Origin of the sequence: Massilia soli (genome assembly GCF_016809835.1) — a bacterium.
Taxonomy (GTDB): domain Bacteria; phylum Pseudomonadota; class Gammaproteobacteria; order Burkholderiales; family Burkholderiaceae_D; genus Telluria_A; species Telluria_A soli.
In genome coordinates, this window is record NZ_JAFBIL020000003.1 from 361,777 (window position 1) to 378,477 (window position 16,701).

Annotated in this window: 18 protein-coding genes; 11 read left to right on the top strand and 7 right to left on the bottom strand. The window is 65.6% G+C overall.

Annotation, left to right across the window (positions count from 1 at the left end):
- Nucleotides 1-4: 4 nt before the first annotated feature.
- The 6 genes from ccoO to I4X03_RS09120 are packed head-to-tail and all read left to right on the top strand — an operon-like array spanning nt 5 to nt 3,895.
- A complete protein-coding gene (gene ccoO, locus I4X03_RS09095) occupies nt 5-619 on the top strand; it encodes a cytochrome-c oxidase, cbb3-type subunit II (protein ID WP_223467895.1) in 615 nt (204 codons plus the stop codon).
- A gap of 1 nt (nt 620) precedes the next feature.
- Nucleotides 621-809, top strand: coding sequence for a cbb3-type cytochrome oxidase subunit 3 (locus I4X03_RS09100; protein WP_223467896.1), 189 nt, complete (start codon nt 621-623; stop codon nt 807-809).
- Nucleotides 802-1,740: a cytochrome-c oxidase, cbb3-type subunit III gene (gene ccoP, locus I4X03_RS09105; protein WP_223467897.1), complete on the top strand. Its 939-nt coding sequence runs from the start codon at nt 802-804 to the stop codon at nt 1,738-1,740. The genes I4X03_RS09100 and ccoP overlap by 8 nt, the downstream gene beginning before the upstream one ends.
- Nucleotides 1,737-3,110 carry a cytochrome c oxidase accessory protein CcoG gene (ccoG, locus tag I4X03_RS09110; RefSeq protein ID WP_223467898.1) on the top strand — a complete coding sequence of 458 codons (1,374 nt, stop codon included), beginning with the start codon at nt 1,737-1,739 and terminating at the stop codon, nt 3,108-3,110. Before ccoP ends, ccoG begins: the two co-directional genes overlap by 4 nt.
- Before the next feature lie 12 nt (nt 3,111-3,122).
- A complete protein-coding gene (locus I4X03_RS09115; protein WP_223467899.1) occupies nt 3,123-3,656 on the top strand; it encodes a FixH family protein in 534 nt (177 codons plus the stop codon).
- Nucleotides 3,653-3,895 carry a hypothetical protein gene (locus tag I4X03_RS09120; protein ID WP_223467900.1) on the top strand — a complete coding sequence of 81 codons (243 nt, stop codon included), beginning with the start codon at nt 3,653-3,655 and terminating at the stop codon, nt 3,893-3,895. Before I4X03_RS09115 ends, I4X03_RS09120 begins: the two co-directional genes overlap by 4 nt.
- Before the next feature lie 10 nt (nt 3,896-3,905).
- Here I4X03_RS09120 and fnr read toward each other — a convergent pair whose 3' ends face one another.
- The 7 genes from fnr to I4X03_RS23085 all read right to left on the bottom strand — a co-directional run bounded on the left by fnr (nt 3,906) and on the right by I4X03_RS23085 (nt 11,266).
- Nucleotides 3,906-4,670: a fumarate/nitrate reduction transcriptional regulator Fnr gene (gene fnr, locus I4X03_RS09125; protein WP_223467901.1), complete on the bottom strand. Its 765-nt coding sequence runs from the start codon at nt 4,668-4,670 to the stop codon at nt 3,906-3,908.
- Nucleotides 4,671-4,710: 40 nt separating this feature from the next.
- On the bottom strand, nt 4,711-5,958 hold the full coding sequence (gene rhlE1 / locus I4X03_RS09130) for an RNA helicase RhlE1 (RefSeq protein WP_223467902.1): 1,248 nt from the start codon (nt 5,956-5,958) through the stop codon (nt 4,711-4,713).
- Nucleotides 5,959-6,008: 50 nt separating this feature from the next.
- Entirely contained in the window at nt 6,009-8,633 is a 2,625-nt protein-coding gene (locus I4X03_RS09135) for an Ig-like domain-containing protein (protein ID WP_223467903.1), read from the bottom strand.
- A 150-nt stretch (nt 8,634-8,783) separates the two neighbouring features.
- A complete protein-coding gene (locus I4X03_RS09140) occupies nt 8,784-9,623 on the bottom strand; it encodes a fimbrial biogenesis chaperone (protein WP_223467904.1) in 840 nt (279 codons plus the stop codon).
- A 43-nt stretch (nt 9,624-9,666) separates the two neighbouring features.
- Nucleotides 9,667-10,095 (bottom strand): DUF4402 domain-containing protein, encoded by a 429-nt coding sequence (locus I4X03_RS09145; RefSeq protein ID WP_223467905.1) that lies wholly within the window; start codon nt 10,093-10,095, stop codon nt 9,667-9,669.
- Nucleotides 10,096-10,234: 139 nt separating this feature from the next.
- A complete protein-coding gene (locus tag I4X03_RS09150) occupies nt 10,235-10,750 on the bottom strand; it encodes a DUF4402 domain-containing protein (RefSeq protein ID WP_223467906.1) in 516 nt (171 codons plus the stop codon).
- Between the two features lie 387 nt (nt 10,751-11,137).
- Nucleotides 11,138-11,266: a hypothetical protein gene (locus I4X03_RS23085; RefSeq protein WP_267874038.1), complete on the bottom strand. Its 129-nt coding sequence runs from the start codon at nt 11,264-11,266 to the stop codon at nt 11,138-11,140.
- 175 nt (nt 11,267-11,441) lie between these two features.
- On the opposite strand from I4X03_RS23085, the gene I4X03_RS09155 reads away from it, so the two are divergent.
- The 5 genes from I4X03_RS09155 to I4X03_RS09175 all read left to right on the top strand — a co-directional run bounded on the left by I4X03_RS09155 (nt 11,442) and on the right by I4X03_RS09175 (nt 16,694).
- Nucleotides 11,442-13,271 carry a DUF885 domain-containing protein gene (locus I4X03_RS09155; RefSeq protein WP_223467907.1) on the top strand — a complete coding sequence of 610 codons (1,830 nt, stop codon included), beginning with the start codon at nt 11,442-11,444 and terminating at the stop codon, nt 13,269-13,271.
- Nucleotides 13,272-13,467: 196 nt separating this feature from the next.
- Nucleotides 13,468-14,691 (top strand): sensor histidine kinase, encoded by a 1,224-nt coding sequence (locus I4X03_RS09160; RefSeq protein WP_223467908.1) that lies wholly within the window; start codon nt 13,468-13,470, stop codon nt 14,689-14,691.
- Nucleotides 14,684-15,451, top strand: coding sequence for a LytR/AlgR family response regulator transcription factor (locus tag I4X03_RS09165; RefSeq protein ID WP_223467909.1), 768 nt, complete (start codon nt 14,684-14,686; stop codon nt 15,449-15,451). Before I4X03_RS09160 ends, I4X03_RS09165 begins: the two co-directional genes overlap by 8 nt.
- A gap of 104 nt (nt 15,452-15,555) precedes the next feature.
- Nucleotides 15,556-16,131: a hypothetical protein gene (locus I4X03_RS09170; protein ID WP_223467910.1), complete on the top strand. Its 576-nt coding sequence runs from the start codon at nt 15,556-15,558 to the stop codon at nt 16,129-16,131.
- A 122-nt stretch (nt 16,132-16,253) separates the two neighbouring features.
- On the top strand, nt 16,254-16,694 hold the full coding sequence (locus tag I4X03_RS09175) for a hypothetical protein (RefSeq protein ID WP_223467911.1): 441 nt from the start codon (nt 16,254-16,256) through the stop codon (nt 16,692-16,694).
- Nucleotides 16,695-16,701 lie beyond the last annotated feature (7 nt).

Sequence of the window (16,701 nt, forward strand, 5' to 3'; positions counted from 1 at the left end):
TTTCATGAAATTTTCCCACGAGTGGATCGAGAAGAATCCATGGCTGCTGATCGGGCTGGTGGTGCTGGTGATTTCCATCGGCGGCCTGGTCGAGATCGTCCCGCTGTTCTTCCAGAAGTCGACCACGGAGCCGGTGGCCGGCCTGAAGCCATACTCGCCGCTGCGGCTGGTCGGGCGCGACGTCTACATCCGCGAAGGCTGCTACAACTGCCACTCGCAGATGATCCGCCCGTTCCGCGCCGAGACCGAGCGCTATGGCCACTATTCGGTCGCCGGCGAATTCGTCTACGACCATCCGTTCCAGTGGGGCTCGAAGCGCACCGGCCCGGACCTGGCCCGCGTGGGCGGGCGCTACAGCGATGAATGGCACCGCGCCCACCTCGATAATCCGCGCGACCTGGTACCGGAATCGAACATGCCGTCGTACCCGTGGCTGGCCACGGCCGAACTGGTGCCCTCCGAGGTGACGGCCAAGATGCGCGCGATGAAGACCCTCGGCGTGCCGTACTCCGACGAAGACATCGCCGCTGGTCCCGGCCAGCTGCAGGGCAAGACCGAGCAGGACGCGCTGATCGCCTACCTGCAGGGACTGGGAACCCAGATCAAGACAAGGAACTGACATGGCACTCGAACAGATTTTTGACAGCGCAAGCAGCGTGATGACGGTGATCAGCTTCACCACCTTCCTCGGCATCTTGCTGTGGACCTTCGTCCTGCGGCGCGGCCGCGACTTCGACGCCCAGGCGGCGCTGCCGTTCGCCGACGCCGAAGCGGACGCGATGCACGCGCGGGAGAATGGCAATGGCTGATTTCACCAACGGGTTCTGGGACCTGTACATTTCGATCATCACGATCCTGTCGATCGCCGGCTGCGCCATCCTGCTGTGGTCGCAGTCGGTCCACAAGGTCAAATCGGCCGACGACGCGGTCGGCACCACCGGCCACGTGTGGGATGACGACCTGACCGAGCTCAATACGCCGATGCCGCGCTGGTGGATGTGGCTGTTCTACATCACCATCGTGTTCGCTCTGGTGTACCTGGTGCTTTACCCGGGACTGGGCAGCTACGCCGGAAAGCTTGGCTGGCAGTCGAGCGGCGAATACCAGCAGGAGCTGAAACTGGCGCAGGCCGAATACGGGCCGCTGTTCGCCAAATACGCCAGCCAGGACCTGCAGGCAGTCGCTGCCGACCCGCAGGCCCGGGCCATCGGCGAACGCCTGTTCCTGACTTACTGCGCCCAGTGCCACGGCTCGGACGCGCGCGGTTCCAAGGGCTTCCCGAACCTGACCGACGGCGACTGGCTGTATGGCGGCTCGCCATCGGTCATCAAGGCCACCATCATGCAGGGCCGCGCCGGCCACATGCCGCCGATGGGTGCGGCGGTCGGCTCCGAGAAGGACATCGAAAACGTGGCGCACTACGTCAAGAGCCTGTCCGGTTCCACCGCCGACCCGATCAAGACCGCCTTTGGCAAGAGCAAGTTCGCAGCCTGCGTGGCCTGCCATGCCGCCGGCGGCACCGGCAACACCGCGCTGGGCGCGCCCAACCTGGCCGACAAGGTGTGGCTGTATGGCGGCAGCGCCGAGACCATCATGGAGACCATTCGCAAGGGCCGCAGCAACAGCATGCCGGCGTTTAGCGACTTCCTCGGCGAACCGAAAGTGCATGTGCTGGCAGCCTATGTGTGGGGCCTGTCGAATCCTACCCAGGCGAGCAAGCCCGGACTGGCGCAAAAATGAAAGACGCAGCACCAACCGAACATGTGATCCGGATGTATGCCAAGCGCGAGGAAATCTACCCGCGCGAGGCCAAGGGACGCTACGCGACCCTGCGCTGGGTCTGTGTCTGGCTCACGCAAGTGCTGTTCTACGGCCTGCCATGGCTGCAGTGGAACGGACGCCAGGCGGTGCTGTTCGACCTCGGCGCGCGCAAGTTCCACATCTTCGGGCTGGTGCTGTGGCCGCAGGACTTCATCTACCTGGCGGCGCTGCTGATCATCAGCGCGTACCTGCTGTTTCTGGTGACCGCGATGGCGGGGCGCGTGTGGTGCGGGTTCGCCTGCCCGCAGACCGTCTACACCGAAGTGTTCATGTGGATCGAGCGCAGAATCGAAGGCGCCCGCAGCGCGCGCATCCGGCTCGACCGCCAGCCGTGGACCGTGCAGAAGGCCGCCCGGAAGGCCGCCAAGCACCTGGCCTGGGGCGCGGTCGCGCTGTGGACCGGCATCACCTTTGTCGGCTACTTCACCCCGATCGACACCTTGCTGGCGTCGATCGCGGTGCTGGCGCTGGGGCCGTGGGAATCGTTCTGGGTGCTGTTTTATTCGCTGGCCACGTACGGCAATGCGGGGTGGCTGCGCGAACAGGTCTGCAAGTACATGTGCCCGTATGCGCGCTTCCAGAGCGCGATGTTCGACAAGGACACCCTGATCGTCACCTACGATACGGCGCGCGGCGAACCGCGCGGCGCCCAGGCCAAGGGCGACTGCATCGACTGCAGCATGTGCGTGCAGGTGTGCCCGACCGGGATCGACATCCGCAACGGCTTGCAGTACGAGTGCATCGGCTGCGCCGCCTGCATTGACGCCTGCAATATGGTGATGGACAAGGTCGACCGGCCGCGCGGCCTGATCCGCTATTCGACCGAGCATGCCATGCGGCAGGGCTGGACGCCGCGCGAGATCACCGCGCGCGTGCTGCGGCCGCGCGTGCTGATCTACACCGCCCTGCTGGCGCTGATCGTGGCCGGCGTGCTGACGTCGCTGGCGCTGCGCACGCCCCTGAAGATGGATGTGATCCGCGACCGCGGGTCGATGGGGCGCGAGGTGGACGACGGCATGATCGAAAACGTCTACCGCCTGCAGGTGATGAATACGTCCGAACAGGCGCATACCTTCCGGATCGGCGTGGCCGGCATCGACAGCATCAGGCTGGAAACCCCGGCCGAGGTCAGGATCGATGGCGCCACCACGCGCGCGGTCCCGGTGATGGTGCGGATCGACCATGCGACCGGCGTCAAGGGCTCGAACCCGATTACGTTCACCCTCGAGGCGCTCGATGATCCCGGGCTGCGCGTTGAAGAGAAGGCCGTGTTCCTCGTGCCGAAATAACTGGAGAACTGGATGAACCCCAAGCTGAACAAGCAGGCGGCCGGCGAGCGCCCCTGGTACACGCATCGCTGGCCATGGCTGTTGATGCTCGGCCCGGCGCTGGTGCTGGTGGCAGGCGGCTACACCGGCTACCTGGCGGTCACCCGCGAAGACGCGGTCGTGGTCGACGACTATTACAAGAAGGGCAAGGCGATCAACCAGGACCTGCGGCGCGACAAGGTGGCCAGCAGCATGCAGCTGGCATTCTCGGCGCGCCACGATCCGTCGGCCGGCACCCTGGCCGGCACCCTGGCCGGCAGGGGCCAGCCGCTGACAGCGCCGTTCCGGATCCGCCTGGCCCACTCGACCCAGCCGCACAAGGACATGGTGCTCGATGCCGTGCCGGGACCGGACGGCCGCTTCAGCGTGCCCTTGCCGCTGCTGGAACAGGCGCGCTGGCGCGTGGTGGTCGAAGGACTCGACAACGACTGGCGGCTGGCCGGCACCTGGCAATGGCCGCAGCAGCGCGCGCTGGCGTTGCGCGCCGACCCGGAGGCTGTGCAATGAGGAAGGGAATGCTGAAGCTGGCGATGGTGGTGCTGTGGCCGTCGTTCATGGCTGCGGTGCTGGCCGAGGGCTTGTTCTTTTCGATCTTCGACCCGGGCCAGCTGCCCCTTGCCGGGGGCTTGAGCCCGATGGCGATCTACAGCGCCGGATTTTTCGGTTTCTGGTCGCTGGGCGCGCTGGCCAGCATGCTGACTTATTACCTGGTCGCGGTGCCGGGCGACCACAACCCGCCGATCTGAGCCGCCCGGCTCAGTTCATCGGGCTGCACACCTCGGTGCCGGCCGCCAGCGCCTTCAGGTGCGGGCCGTTGAGCAGGCTCACTTCGCGCTTGTCGACCGCGATCCAGCCCTGCTTCTTAAAGCGCGACAGCAGGCGGCTGACGCTTTCGATGGTCAGCCCGAGGTAGTTGCCGATGTCTTCACGCGACATGCGCAGCTGGAAGCTGTGCGGCGAATAGCCGCGCGCCGCATAGCGCGCCGACAGGTTAATCAGGAACACCGCGAAGCGCTGCTCGGCGCGCATGTTCCCCAGCAGGAGCATGACATTTTGCTCACGCGTGATCTCCTGGCTCATGATGCGGTGGAAGTGGCGCAGCAAGGTCGGCACTTCGCCGAACAATTCTTCAAGGCGCGTGAACGGGATCTCGCACACTTCGCTGTCTTCGAGCGCCACGGCGTCGCACTGGTGGCGGTCGCCGCTGATCGCATCCATGCCGAGCAGTTCGCCGGCCATCTGGAAGCCGGTGATCTGCTGCTCGCCGGCCGCGTTGACCTGGTAGGTCTTGAAATGCCCGAATCGGATCGCGTACAGGTTGCGGAACGGCTCGCCCATCTGGTAGAGCCGCTCGTCGCGCACCAGCCGGCGGCGCTTGCCGATGATCTTGTCGAGGCGCGTGATGTCCTCGTCATCGAGTCCCATCGGCAGGCACAACTGGTGCATGCTGCAGCCGGCGCAACTGGCTTTCAGCGCGCTGACGGTGATGGGTTCCGCTACGTAGGTCAGGGGTTGGGGCATGGAAATTTCCGTTGGGCTTGCAGAGCACCATTATAAGGCGCTATCGCTGCCGAAAACGCACGTCCTCGGCGACAACCGCCGCATCCTTGTTCTTTTTCGGTTTTTTGGGCTTTTTAACCACTTCTCCAGCCGTGTTGGTGACCGGGACGCGGTGATCCGGCTCAAAACCGGGCTCGTCGATGCGTTCGAGGGTCTGCCTGGTCAGCACCTCGATCGCGGCCAGCTGGCGCACCTCGTCGGCGCATACCAGCGACACCGCTTCGCCGGACGCGCCCGCGCGGCCGGTGCGGCCGGTGCGGTGGATGTAATCCTCGGCCACGATCGGCAGGTCGAAGTTGACCACATGCGGCAGGTCGTCGATATCGAGGCCGCGCGCGGCCACGTCGGTCGCCACCAGGATCTTGACCTCGCCCGCCTTGAAGCGCTCCAGCGCGCGCAGGCGCGCAGGTTGCGCCTTGTCGCCGTGGATCGAATCGGCGGCGACGCCGTGCGCGGCCAGCCTGGTCACCAGCTCCTCGACGCCGTGGCGGGTCTTGACGAACACCAGCACCTGGCCCCAGCGGTGTTTCTTCAGCAGGTGCAAGAACAGCTCGGGCTTGCGCTTCTTATCGACCGGCACCGCCCACTGGCGAATCTTCTTGACCGTGGTGTTGCGCGGCGACGCTTCCAGCGACACCGGGTCCTTCAGCAGCTTGCCGGCCATGGTGCGGATGGCGTCCGAGAAGGTGGCCGAAAACAGCAGCGTCTGGCGGGTTGCCGGCAAGGCCATGAAGATGGCGTCGAGCTCGCGCGAAAAGCCCAGATCGAGCATGCGGTCGGCTTCATCGAGCACCAGCGTGACCAGCTGGTCGAACCTGACCGCGTTCTGACTGTGCAAGTCGAGCAGGCGGCCCGGCGTGGCCACCATGACATCGACGCCTTTGCGCAGCTTCATCATTTGCGGGTTGATGCTGATGCCGCCGTAGGCCACCATGGTGCGCAGCGGCAGGCTGGCCCCGTAGGCGCGGAAACTCTCGTGCACCTGTTCGGCCAGTTCGCGGGTGGGCACCAGCACCAGCGCGCGCACGCAGTTGCTGCCCACTTGCGGGCCTTCCATCGTCAGGCGCTGCAGCAGCGGCAGCGCGAAGCCGGCGGTCTTGCCGGTGCCGGTCTGGGCCGCGGCCATGACGTCGCGCCCGGCCAGCACGGCAGGAATGGCCTGCGCCTGCACCGGGGTCGGCGTGGTGTAGTCCAGCGCTTCGAGGGTGCGCAGCAGTGGGTCGATCAGACCGAGTGAAACAAACGACATGTGAGGATACCTTGCAGCAAATTTAAACAGGCCGCCAGTTTAACGTGTTCTCATTGGTTCCCGGCCACGATGATGAAATCGCGGGCGTTGAGGATGGTTCCGTCAGGTGCTATCTCTATCAGGTGCATGCCGGTGTCGGACAGCCCGAGCCGCGCGAGCTGGGCCGGGGCGATGCGCAGCAGGTAGAGGCCGGGGAACACGGCCGGGATGACGTAGTAGCCGTCGGACGAACTTTTCATCGTGGCGGCCACCTTGCGGCCGTGGCCGACCAGTTCCAGTTCCAGGTCGCCGATCGGGCGGCGCACGCCATCGACCAGCACGAAAGTGGTGCCGTCCACTTCACCGGTCATCGACAGCGCGAAGTCGAGCTGGCTCACCTTGCCTGGCCGCGGCACCACGCGCAGGCCCTTCACCTGGGGCTGCAGCTGCGGGTCTTCCACCGTGTCGGAATCGACGCCGATGTCGAGATGCATGTAGGCAGGCAGGCGGCTGACGTAAGCGACCCCGTTGGCATCGGTGCGCGCCAGGTGGCTGCCGCCATTGAGGGTGAAGCCGGCATTGGGCACCGGCTCGTCGCCTTCGTCCATCACCCCGTTCAGGTTGCGGTCGAGGAAAACGCGGAGCGAGGCGGCGCCGGTGCCGGCCATCGGCTGGGCATCGGTCATGATGCGGCGCTGGCGTGGTTCAAGGCCAAGCGCCATGAACAGCTGGACGCCGGCGCCGAATTCGCGGCGGCTGGTGTAAAAGCCGTTGAGTCCGAGGCCGAAGCTGCCCAGGCTTTTGTTGAGCGCCCCAGTCAGTCGGTAGTGCGGATCGGCGAACCAGCGCACCAGTCCCAGGTTGGCGACGACGCCGGCGGCCATGTGGTAGTCGGCCGACAGCGCCAGCGAGCGCAGGTCGGCGTCGGGAGCGATGGCGTAATCGAGCTGGCCATTGATGCTGACGCCAGCGACCCGGCGGCTGGCCTGGACCACGCCGTCGGCGTATTTGTTGCCGCCGACTGACTGCCAGCGCAGCGCATTGCTCAGCGCCATACCGTTACGGTAGGCAGACACCCGCCCCTGCAACTGGGTAGCCTCGAGGCCCGAGGCCAGCGTGTCGCGGCGCGCCTGGAGCGACACCGGAAACGCAACCCCGGGCGCCAACAGCGCGCCGTCGACCCGGATCTCGTCGCGGCTGCGGACCGGATCGCGCGCGGGCTGAAACACTTCGCTGGTGAAACCGTCGAGCTGGGCGCGGCTGGCCGACACGGACAGGTTGCCGATCCGCGTCTTGATGCTGGCCTGGGCCATCTGGCCGCCGTCGCCTGCCCTGGCCACTTCGCCGCTGAGGATGAACGATTTCAGGTAGCCATGCAGGCCGAGATGGCTGTAGCGCTGCTCGACGGCGCCAACCGGCAGCCGTGCCAGCGCGCCAGTGGCCGACAGGTGGCTGGCCAGGCCCCACTCGAACTGTGCCAGGCTGCGCGTGCGGCCGTCGCGGTCGCGGTGCTGCGCCACGCTGTAGTACAACGCCCCCGGCGCGACTGCCGACTGCTCCAGCAGGAAGCTCTGGCGTTCGACGCGCAGCTGCCCAAGCGGGCCGTGGAATACCAGCCGGAACTCGTTGGGGCCGTAAGCGAGCGGCATGTCGGCGAAGGTGTACTTGCCGTCCGGGCTGGCCTGCTGGAAGCCGACCAGCGCTTCGTTGTAGTACAGCTCGACGTCCCAGCCCGGCGGCAGGTCGCCCTGCAGCGTGTGCTTGTCGAAGCGGGTCGGCTGGTTCAGCGGCCGGTTGGACAGCGCGGCGCCATTGCCGGTCGAACTACTGTAGGAGATATTGGGCAGTCCCGGCACCGCAACGCTGCCGACCAGGGCGGTGCGTGCATGGAGCAGCCCGAGCAGCCCCGCATCCGGGTCGTTGCGCCCCAGCGTCAGGCGCAACTGCCCGGACGGGTTGCGCGGATCGCCCGGGTTGCGGGTGGCGAACAGCGAGGCTTGCATGCCGAGCAAGTCCGAGGTGAGGTAGGCGCTGTAATTGCTTTCGGTGCGGCGCCCCGAGCCGGTGTCGGACATCGACAGCCCGATCGTCTGGTCGATGAAGGGGACGCTGGCAAGATTGTATGGCGCGTCGTGGCGCGCGAAGCCCGGGTCGCTGGCGCGGTCGCGCGCGCCTTTGGCCTGGCCGCGCTGGCGCCGTTCCAGCCCGGCCTGCATCGGCAGCTTTTCGCGCGGTGTGATGGTGAGCGAAAGGCTGGGCAAGTCAATCCCGATGTCGACCGGCAGCCAGCGCGCGAGCAGGGTGCTCGACACATAGATGTCGTCGGCGGCCAGCTTGACCATGGCGCGGTCGAGCAGTTCGCGGCGTCCCCCATTGATGACTTCGCGCTCGATCACGTCGAGGCTGAAGACGCGCTCTTCCGACAGCACATAGCCGCTGGCGCGGGCCTCGGCAGGGGTGGTGGAGATCGCCAGGGTCAGCAACCTGGACAGTTCACCGAGCGGCAGCAGGATTTCGCGCTCGACCTGATAGGCTGTGATGGCATCGGCCAGTACGTGGCGGCCCATGCGCACCTCGAACAGCAGCACGCTGGCGTCGGTGTGCGGCGCTGGCTGCTGGCCCTGGGCGCAGGCGTCCAGCGCCGGCCCGATCGCCAGCAAAGCGCACAACAGGAACCTCGCGGCGAACTGCATCAATCGGCAAATACCCTATCAATTGGCGGATCGGCGAGCGCCATTCCGGAAGCTAGAATTATTGTCGAAACGTACTGAGGCTGATCGAGGGAACAGGATGGGTTTCCCCCTCCTTTTGGTAGCTTGTCTTGCGGCTCCTGTTGGTAGCTTTCCTTACGGCAGGGGGAGCGAGGTTTGGGCCAGCACGCCGCCGCCGGCGTCGGCGCGATGGCGGAAGGTGGCGGTCAGGGTGCCGCGCGCCAGCGCCATGCCGGCAGGCACCTGCAGCGGCAGGCTGGCGCGGCGCAGCAGGTTGGGGCTGTAGACCGCGACGCCGCCTGCGCTGGCCAGAACTTGCGGCTTGCCGCCCTGGGGCGTGAAGCTCACTTCCAGGTCGCCATAGACGGAGCGGTTGCCGGCGCGCTCGAACTGCAGCGACGCCGAGGGCGCAGCACCGGCGGCGCCCCGGTGGAGGGCCAGCTGCGACAAGCTCACCGTGGCGTCGGTGGCGCCGTGGCGCACGATCACCGGTATCGAAGCGCCGACCAGTGCGCGCAGCACCACGCCGATGTCGCTGCGCTTGGCGTGGCTCTCGATGCTGGTGCTGCCTTCGGCCACGGCCAGCTTCTCGAAATGCAGGTGCGAGCGGTATTCCCCATCGGCCAGCAGCGCAGGCTTGCGCAGCATCAGCCGCACGGTCTGGGCGGTGCCCGGCTCGAGCGTGATCTGGCGCGGCGAGTAGCGCAGCATCGGCTCGGCGACCAATTCGCCCGGTCGCGCACTGTCGGCGGCCTCGAACTGGCCGTCGTCGGTCATGCGGCGATTGACCAGCGTAATACGGTAGGTCGCCGGTTCCTTGCTGTCGTTGATCAATTCAACCTGGGCTGCGCGGGCGTTCTTCTCGAATACGATGCGGGTCGGATGCAGCATCAGGTCGGCATGTGCCGATTGCGACAGCAGCGCCAGCAGCACGGGAAGCAGCAGGCGGGCAGGGCGGGCCAGGTGGTAAAACATGTGGCGATCCTTTCGAGGGGCCGCTGCACGCGCAGCCCGGTCATTATTGGTAGTTAACAGTGAGGTTGAAGGTGCCCGAGTAGGTGCCGGGCGCCTGGTTCGGTGCCACCGTCAGGGTGGCGCCGATGTTGAGTATCAGGCCGGCAGCCGTCAACGGCAGCACGGTCCCGGAATCGTTGATGAAGTTTCCCAGGGACATGCTTGATGCGCCGCTACTGATGGACACGGTGCCATTCGCCGGTAGGGACATGACGACCGACTTGTTGGTGCCGCCCTTAAGTTGCGCCACATTGAAGCCGGCACTGCCGGCGCCGGCTGAATTGATGAGTATGACGCCGCCGCTGCGCGAGCGCGCGCCGTTCGGCGCAATGGTGACGCTGCCGCCGCTGCCGGCGACAAACTTGCCGAAACTAAGCGTCCTGATGTTGGCTAACGAAAAGCCATCGGCAGGTCCCCCATCGGGCAGGTTCATGCCCGGTAAAACGCCGCCGCCATCAATCGGGGGAAGCAATTGCGCACGCCCCGGACCGGCCGCAAGCAGCAGCGCCAGGCATAGGGCAAGGTGGAGGCGGCGCGCCAACATCGGACGGATGCTCGCGCGCCGGTGATGCTTAGTTGTACTGGACGGTCGCGACCAGGGTGCCCGAGTACAGGCCTGCCGCCTGCGCCGCGCCGACGGTCAGCACGCCGCCGACATAGACCGACTGGGCGCCGCCGGTCAGGGTGCCGGTCGCAGCGTTGCCGCTGGTTGCGTTTGCGCCAGTCAGGTCGCTGATGGTGGTGAAGGTCATGCTGTTGGCGCCCGACGTCAAGGTGGTCGGAGCCAGCGCGATCGAATACGTCGCGCCTGTTTCACCGGCGACGTCGAACTTTGCCGCGGTGGTGGTGCTTGCCATCTCGACGACGCCCGTCGAAGACCGGACGCCACTGGTGCTGATGGTGACGGAACCGCCTGCACCGACTCCAAACTTGCCGAAAGCCAAGTCTTCCACCTTGGTAATCGTGATTGGCTGCATGATTGTGGCAGAGGTGTTTGCCGTGGCATCAGCTGCCAGTGCCGACGGGGTGATCGCCACAGCTGCGACGGCGATGGCGAGTTTGAGTGTAGTGCGGAATTGCTTGGTCATGATGTGTCTTCCTTCAGGCGTTTATTTTCGCCGGCGCCGGTATGGCGCAAGCTCCTTTGAATCCGGTTGGCAATCCTTACAGGTGTTGCCATCCTTCAACTTGCTATTTTGCGATGGCATCATAACAAGCTTTCTCCTACGCATTACTTATATTTATGGTATTTAACAAAAAATGACATTTTGTTGCGTAAACGCTGTCGCCGCCCCCGCGCCAATGGTTATCGGCGGGTAAGAAAGGCGGCGCATGGACTGTTGACGGCAGCACCCGCCAGTTCCGCTTGCGCTAGATCAGGTAAACGACAGGCAGGGCTAAAGTTCGATGGAGACGATGGCAAGCGCGCAAGCGCAGACCTGCTGCGGGGCAGCGGAGGTATCGGCCGCGACCGGTCAAGCCCGGTCGACAGTGGCGAAGTGCGGCGTGATAACGGTCGGCTTAAGCGGTTCGTGCCTGTCCTTGCACGCGGCAAGCGACAGCAGGCAGGCGAGGGCGCCGATAGCCTTGAGGCAACGGATCATGGGACTCTCCTTTACCATTTCATCATAATGCGTTTTGGGTAAATACGCTGCGCTACGCGCGTCTTTACGCTATGAAAATCGGGCACTTCGATCTGGTTGGCACCATTGATCCGTGATAAATTCTCCCGCAGCAAGAGCGCACAGCGCCTGCCTTTCACGAACACGGAGACCATGCATGCCAGTTAGCACCCGTCGCGCCGCGAAGATTACCCTCGCGCTTGTCACCTCATTCCTTCTTGCCTCCAGCGCGCTTGCCCAGGGAGCGCCGTCGGCAGCCCCGGCGGCCGTTGAAGCCGCCGCCCAGCAACGCAACCCGGCCTTCGATGCCTGGGCTGACAAATTCGCCGCCGGCTGGGTACGCCTGTCGCCCGAGCGCGCGACGTCGTCGCAATACTTCAGCGGCGCCGAGCAGCAGGCGCTCGACCGCCAGTTGTCGCCCCAGACCAAGGCGCAGCGCCTGAAATACGTGGCGATGGCGCGCAACGGCATCACCCGCCTCGACCGCTTCCTGGCGGGCAAACTCGAGGACACCCAGCGCATTTCCGCGCAAACCATGCGCTGGTCGCTGGCCAACAGCATCGCCAACGAGCCATTCGAAGACCACGCGTTCGTATTCTCGCAGTTCAGCGGCGCGCATATCTCGCTGGTCACCTTCATGACCGAGACCCATCCGATCCGCAACGCGGCCGACGTCGACAGCTATCTCGCGCGCCTCGCGCAAGTGGGCACCCGGCTCGACGAAGCGACCGCGCGCGCGCGCAGCGCCAGCGAGCGCAAGCTGATCCCGCCGCGCTTCATCCTGGAACGCGCGCAAGGGCAGGTCGACGCCTTCCTGAAGCCGGCGCCCGAGCAGAACGTGCTGGTCACCTCGCTGGCCGAGCGCAGCGCCAGGCTGGCCGACCTGACCCCGCAGGCGCGCGACGCGGCCATCGCCCGCGCCACCGCGATCGTGGCCGGCCAGATCCTCCCGGCGTACCAGCGCACGCGCGGCTTCCTCGCCGCGATCCATCCAAAGACGACCGACGCGGCCGGCATCGACCGGCTGCCGAACGGCGCCGCCGCCTACAGCCAGGCGCTGGCCAACTTCACCGGCACCAAGCTGCAGGCCGCCGAGATCCACCAGATCGGGCTGCGCGAAGTGGCGCGCCTCGAAGCGCAGATGGACCAGCACCTGCGCGCGCTCGGCTTTACCGAAGGCAGCATCGAAGAACGCATGCGCGCCCTCGACAAGACCTTCCAGCTGCCGCTCGAACCCGACCCGCGGCCGGAGATCATCAAGCGCTACAACGCCATGGTGCGCGACGCCGAGCAGCGCTCGACCAAGCTGTTCAACCTGATGCCGAAGGCCCCCGTCGACGTCCGGCGCGAACCGCCGCTGACCGAAGGCAGCGCCTCGGCGCACTACAGCCTGCCGGCGCCGGATGGCAGCCGTCCCGGCATCTTCTGGGTGCCGCTGCGCGGTCCGGTGTTCGACATGATCCGCATGCGCAGCCTGGCCTACCACGAAGCCGTGCCGGGCCACCACTTCCAGCTGGCGATCCAGCAGGAACTGCAAGGCCTGCCGAAGTTCCGCACGATGCGCATTTTCGGCGGCGGCAGCGCCCACGCGGAAGGCTGGGCGCTGTACACCGAGCGCCTTGCGGTGGAAGAGGGCTGGTATGAAGGCGACGTGCCGGGCCTGCTCGGCGCGCTCGGCTCGGAACTGTTCCGCGCCCGCCGTCTGGTGGTCGACACCGGCCTGCACAGCAAGGGCTGGACGCGCCAGCAAGCGATCGACTACGGCCTCAAGCCATCGGAAGTGGAACGCTACATCGTCTGGCCGGGCCAGGCCAACGCCTACATGCTCGGCATGCTGAGGATTCTCGAACTGCGCGACAAGGCCAAGGCCGAGCTTGGACCGAAATTCTCGCTGCCCGGCTTCCACGACGTCGTCCTGCGTTCCGGCTCGGTGCCGATGGACGTGCTCGGCAAGCTGATCGACGAATGGATCGCCTCGCAAAAATAAGCCTGCGCTAAAACCCAACCGTTCCAAAATCGGGGACAGACCACCATTTTGGAATCTTCCAAAATGGTGGTCTGTCCCCGATTTTGGAACGTTTCGGGGTTTTCGTCGGCCCAGCCGGGGTTTCGTCGGATTGCCGCCCGCTCGCGCCGGCGGTCTTGCTAAGCTGTATTCAGGCTAAAACAACCTGGAAACCATCATGATCACTAGTACCCTTTTTATCTTCCGTCTCGCGCTGGTGTGGATGGCGGCGTATATCACGCTTGTCATTCTTATCAACGAGGTGATGGGGCCGGAAATCGATGGCTCGGGCGGCTTCTTCTTTACGCTGGCACTGCTGTTGCTGTTCGTGGTCTTTAACAGCGCGTTCTCGCACCTGCGGCGCGTGCGCCTGATCGCCGGTAGCGTCGACGCGTTGCACCTGGCTAACCGCCAGCGCCGCCAGATCGAGGTGCCGTTCGAGGCCGGCATGGTGTTCGATATGGTGGAGGCGGCGATCCGCGAACTGCCCGGCGCCGAAGACATCGAGAGCGCGCGCGACAGCCTCCAGGTGCGCGCCAAGCTGAAACGCACCGATCCGTGGGACTTGCGCGCCCGTAACAACCAGGTGCTGGTTACCGTCACGCCCAACGGCGACGCCGGCAGCGTGACCGTGATCTGCGAGCCGCAGCGCCTGGCCTGGACCGACTGGTTCCTGGTCGATTTCGGCACCAACCTGGAAACCGCCGAGGCGATCAGCCGCGCCGTCTCGCGCCGCGTGGCCGAACGGCGCCGCATGGAGCAGGTCACGGTGCGCGAGACCGTCACCGAGAAAGAGCTGACGGTGGCCAAGCTGAGCTTGCTGCACGCCCAGGTCGAGCCGCACTTCCTGTATAACACGCTGGCCAGCGCACAGATCCTGACGCGGAGCGACCCGGCCCGGGCCGACCAGATGCTGGGCAACCTGATCATGTACCTGCGCCAGTCGATGCCGCGCACCGAGGACCTGCCGTCGACGCTGGGCGAAGAGCTGGCCCGCGCCCGTGCCTATCTCGATATCCTGAAGATCCGCATGGGTCCCAGCCTGAGCCTGTCGATCGACGTCCCGGATGCGCTGTTGCCGGTGCCGTTCCCGACCATGATGCTGCAAACCCTGGTGGAAAATGCGATCAAGCACGGCCTCGAACCGAAGCCGGGCGGCGGCACCGTGTGGATCCTGGCGCGCGCGGCCGAGCAGGGCGTGGCCGTGACGGTGGCTGACGATGGCCGCGGCTTCTCGGCCGAAGGCGGCGGCACCGGCATCGGCTTGCGCAATGTGCGCGAACGCCTGCGCCTGGCCTATGCCAATGCCGCCTCGTTTGCAATTGTGGCCAACTTCCCGCACGGCGTGGCGGCGACCATCACGGTGCCATATCCAGCCGCCGCAGGGGTGAAACATGGTTAAGTGCGTGGTGGCCGAAGACGAAGCCTTGCTGCGCGAATCGCTGCTCGGCTTGTTGGCGGAGGTCTGGCCGGAGCTGGAGATCGTGGCCGCCTGCGAAGATGGCGGGGCGGCGCTCGAAGCGATCGCCGAGCACCAGCCGGACCTGGCCTTCCTCGACATCCGCATGCCGGGCCTGACCGGGCTGGAGGTGGCCGGCGCGCTGGCCGAGGCCAGCCCCCACACCCGGGTGGTGTTCGTGACCGCCTATGACCAGTATGCGATCTCGGCCTTCGAGCGCGGGGCCGTCGATTACCTGCTCAAGCCGGTGGCGCGCGAACGCCTGCAGGCCACCGTCGAGCGCCTGCGCCAGCGCGCCCCGGCCGGCGCCGATCCGGCCCAGCTGGCGGCCTTGCTGCAGCAGCTGGGCAAGGCGCTGCCGGCGGCGTCGCGCCAGCCGCCGCTGGTGTGGCTGACCGCCAGCTCGGGCGCCGAGACGCGCCTGATCATGGTCGACGATGTGGCCTATTTCCAGTCGGACAGCAAGTACACGGTGGTGATGACGCAGCAGGGCGAGTCGCTGCTGCGCAAGCCGATCCGCGAATTGCTCGACGTGCTGGACCCGAACATTTTCAAGCAGATCCACCGCTCGACCATCGTCAACCTGAAAGCCATCGCATCGGTGGCGCGCGACGAGTCGGGCCGTGGCATCGTCAAGCTGCGTACCCGTCCGGAAACTTTATCCGTCAGCCAGCCGTTTATGACATTGTTCAAGAATATGTAAGTTCTGTTACCGACCTGTAAGGCGAGGCGGAAACGCGGTATCGGTCTGCTACCATCGTTTCAACGATTTGGCGGACACTCCGCCTTCCCCTTCCAGGAGGACTTATGAAAAAGATGCTCATCGGCGCTGTACTGTTGGCCGCGGCGGCTGTCCCGGCAGTGGCGCAGACCCACGTTTCCATCAATATCGGCGATCCCGGTTTCTTCGGCATGATCGACAACCGCGGCTATGCGGCGCCGCCGGTGTATGTGCGGCGCCCGGTGGTCATCGAGCGGGTGCGCTACTACCAGGATCCGATCTACCTGCGGGTGCCGCCGCGCCACCGCCACAACTGGGGCAGCTACTGCCATCGCTACGACGCGTGCGGCGTGCCGGTGCTGTTCGTGCGCGACGACTGGTACCGCAACACCTACGCACCGCGGGTTCGCCACGACTACCGCGACGGCTACCGCGAGCGTCCGCGCCATGTGGTGCGCGAAGTGGTCTACCGCGACCGCCCGCAGCGCGTGGTCCAGAAAGTGGTCTACCGCGACCGCCCGCAGCCGGTGGTAGTGCAGAAGGTCGTCTACCGCGACGTCCATGCCCGCCACGACCAGCACCATGGCAAGCCCAAGCACCATGGCAAGCCGAAGCACCACGACAAGGGCCACGGCCGCGGCCACGGCCGGGACAAGGATTAATCTCCCGAGGTGTAACTGTTGTTACAGGGGTGCGGTGGCGCACGGAACAGTATGTTGCCTCTGTTAAACTTCAAGCATGGAACCGGGCAATTGCGCGGTCATAATTCGAAAGAAGAGGCATCATGAAAAAACTGCTCATCGCCGCCACCTTGTGCGCGGCCGCCGTACCGGCGCTGGCCCAGATCGACGTCAACATCAACATTGGCGACCCTGGCTTTTATGGCCGAATCAACAGCGTGCCCGACCTGCGCCCGCGCGTCTATGTGACCCAGCCGGTGATCATCGAGCGCCAGGTGCGCTATGCCGAGCCGGTCTACCTGCGGGTGCCGCCTGGCCACCGCAAGAACTGGCGCAAGCATTGCCACAAGTACGATGCCTGCGGCCAGCAAGTGCTGTTCGTGCGCGACGACTGGTACACCAACAGCTACGCGCCGCGCGTGCGTGAAAAAGTCGTGTACCGCGAAGTCCACCGCGACCGCGATGACGACCGCGGCCGTGGCAATGGCAAGCACAAGGACAAGCACCACGGCAAGGACAAGCACCACGGCAAGGACAAGCACTAAGGGTCCA

Bases quoted from the DNA above. Each gene is read 5' to 3' on its own strand.
- ccoO (WP_223467895.1), top strand. From the start codon at position 5: ATGAAATTTTCCCACGAGTGGATCGAGAAGAATCCATGGCTGCTGATC.
- I4X03_RS09100 (WP_223467896.1), top strand. From the start codon at position 621: ATGGCACTCGAACAGATTTTTGACAGCGCAAGCAGCGTGATGACGGTG.
- ccoP (WP_223467897.1), top strand. From the start codon at position 802: ATGGCTGATTTCACCAACGGGTTCTGGGACCTGTACATTTCGATCATC.
- ccoG (WP_223467898.1), top strand. From the start codon at position 1,737: ATGAAAGACGCAGCACCAACCGAACATGTGATCCGGATGTATGCCAAG.
- I4X03_RS09115 (WP_223467899.1), top strand. From the start codon at position 3,123: ATGAACCCCAAGCTGAACAAGCAGGCGGCCGGCGAGCGCCCCTGGTAC.
- I4X03_RS09120 (WP_223467900.1), top strand. From the start codon at position 3,653: ATGAGGAAGGGAATGCTGAAGCTGGCGATGGTGGTGCTGTGGCCGTCG.
- fnr (WP_223467901.1), bottom strand. From the start codon at position 4,670: ATGCCCCAACCCCTGACCTACGTAGCGGAACCCATCACCGTCAGCGCG.
- rhlE1 (WP_223467902.1), bottom strand. From the start codon at position 5,958: ATGTCGTTTGTTTCACTCGGTCTGATCGACCCACTGCTGCGCACCCTC.
- I4X03_RS09140 (WP_223467904.1), bottom strand. From the start codon at position 9,623: ATGTTTTACCACCTGGCCCGCCCTGCCCGCCTGCTGCTTCCCGTGCTG.
- I4X03_RS09145 (WP_223467905.1), bottom strand. From the start codon at position 10,095: ATGAACCTGCCCGATGGGGGACCTGCCGATGGCTTTTCGTTAGCCAAC.
- I4X03_RS09150 (WP_223467906.1), bottom strand. From the start codon at position 10,750: ATGACCAAGCAATTCCGCACTACACTCAAACTCGCCATCGCCGTCGCA.
- I4X03_RS23085 (WP_267874038.1), bottom strand. From the start codon at position 11,266: ATGATCCGTTGCCTCAAGGCTATCGGCGCCCTCGCCTGCCTGCTGTCG.
- I4X03_RS09155 (WP_223467907.1), top strand. From the start codon at position 11,442: ATGCCAGTTAGCACCCGTCGCGCCGCGAAGATTACCCTCGCGCTTGTC.
- I4X03_RS09160 (WP_223467908.1), top strand. From the start codon at position 13,468: ATGATCACTAGTACCCTTTTTATCTTCCGTCTCGCGCTGGTGTGGATG.
- I4X03_RS09165 (WP_223467909.1), top strand. From the start codon at position 14,684: ATGGTTAAGTGCGTGGTGGCCGAAGACGAAGCCTTGCTGCGCGAATCG.
- I4X03_RS09170 (WP_223467910.1), top strand. From the start codon at position 15,556: ATGAAAAAGATGCTCATCGGCGCTGTACTGTTGGCCGCGGCGGCTGTC.
- I4X03_RS09175 (WP_223467911.1), top strand. From the start codon at position 16,254: ATGAAAAAACTGCTCATCGCCGCCACCTTGTGCGCGGCCGCCGTACCG.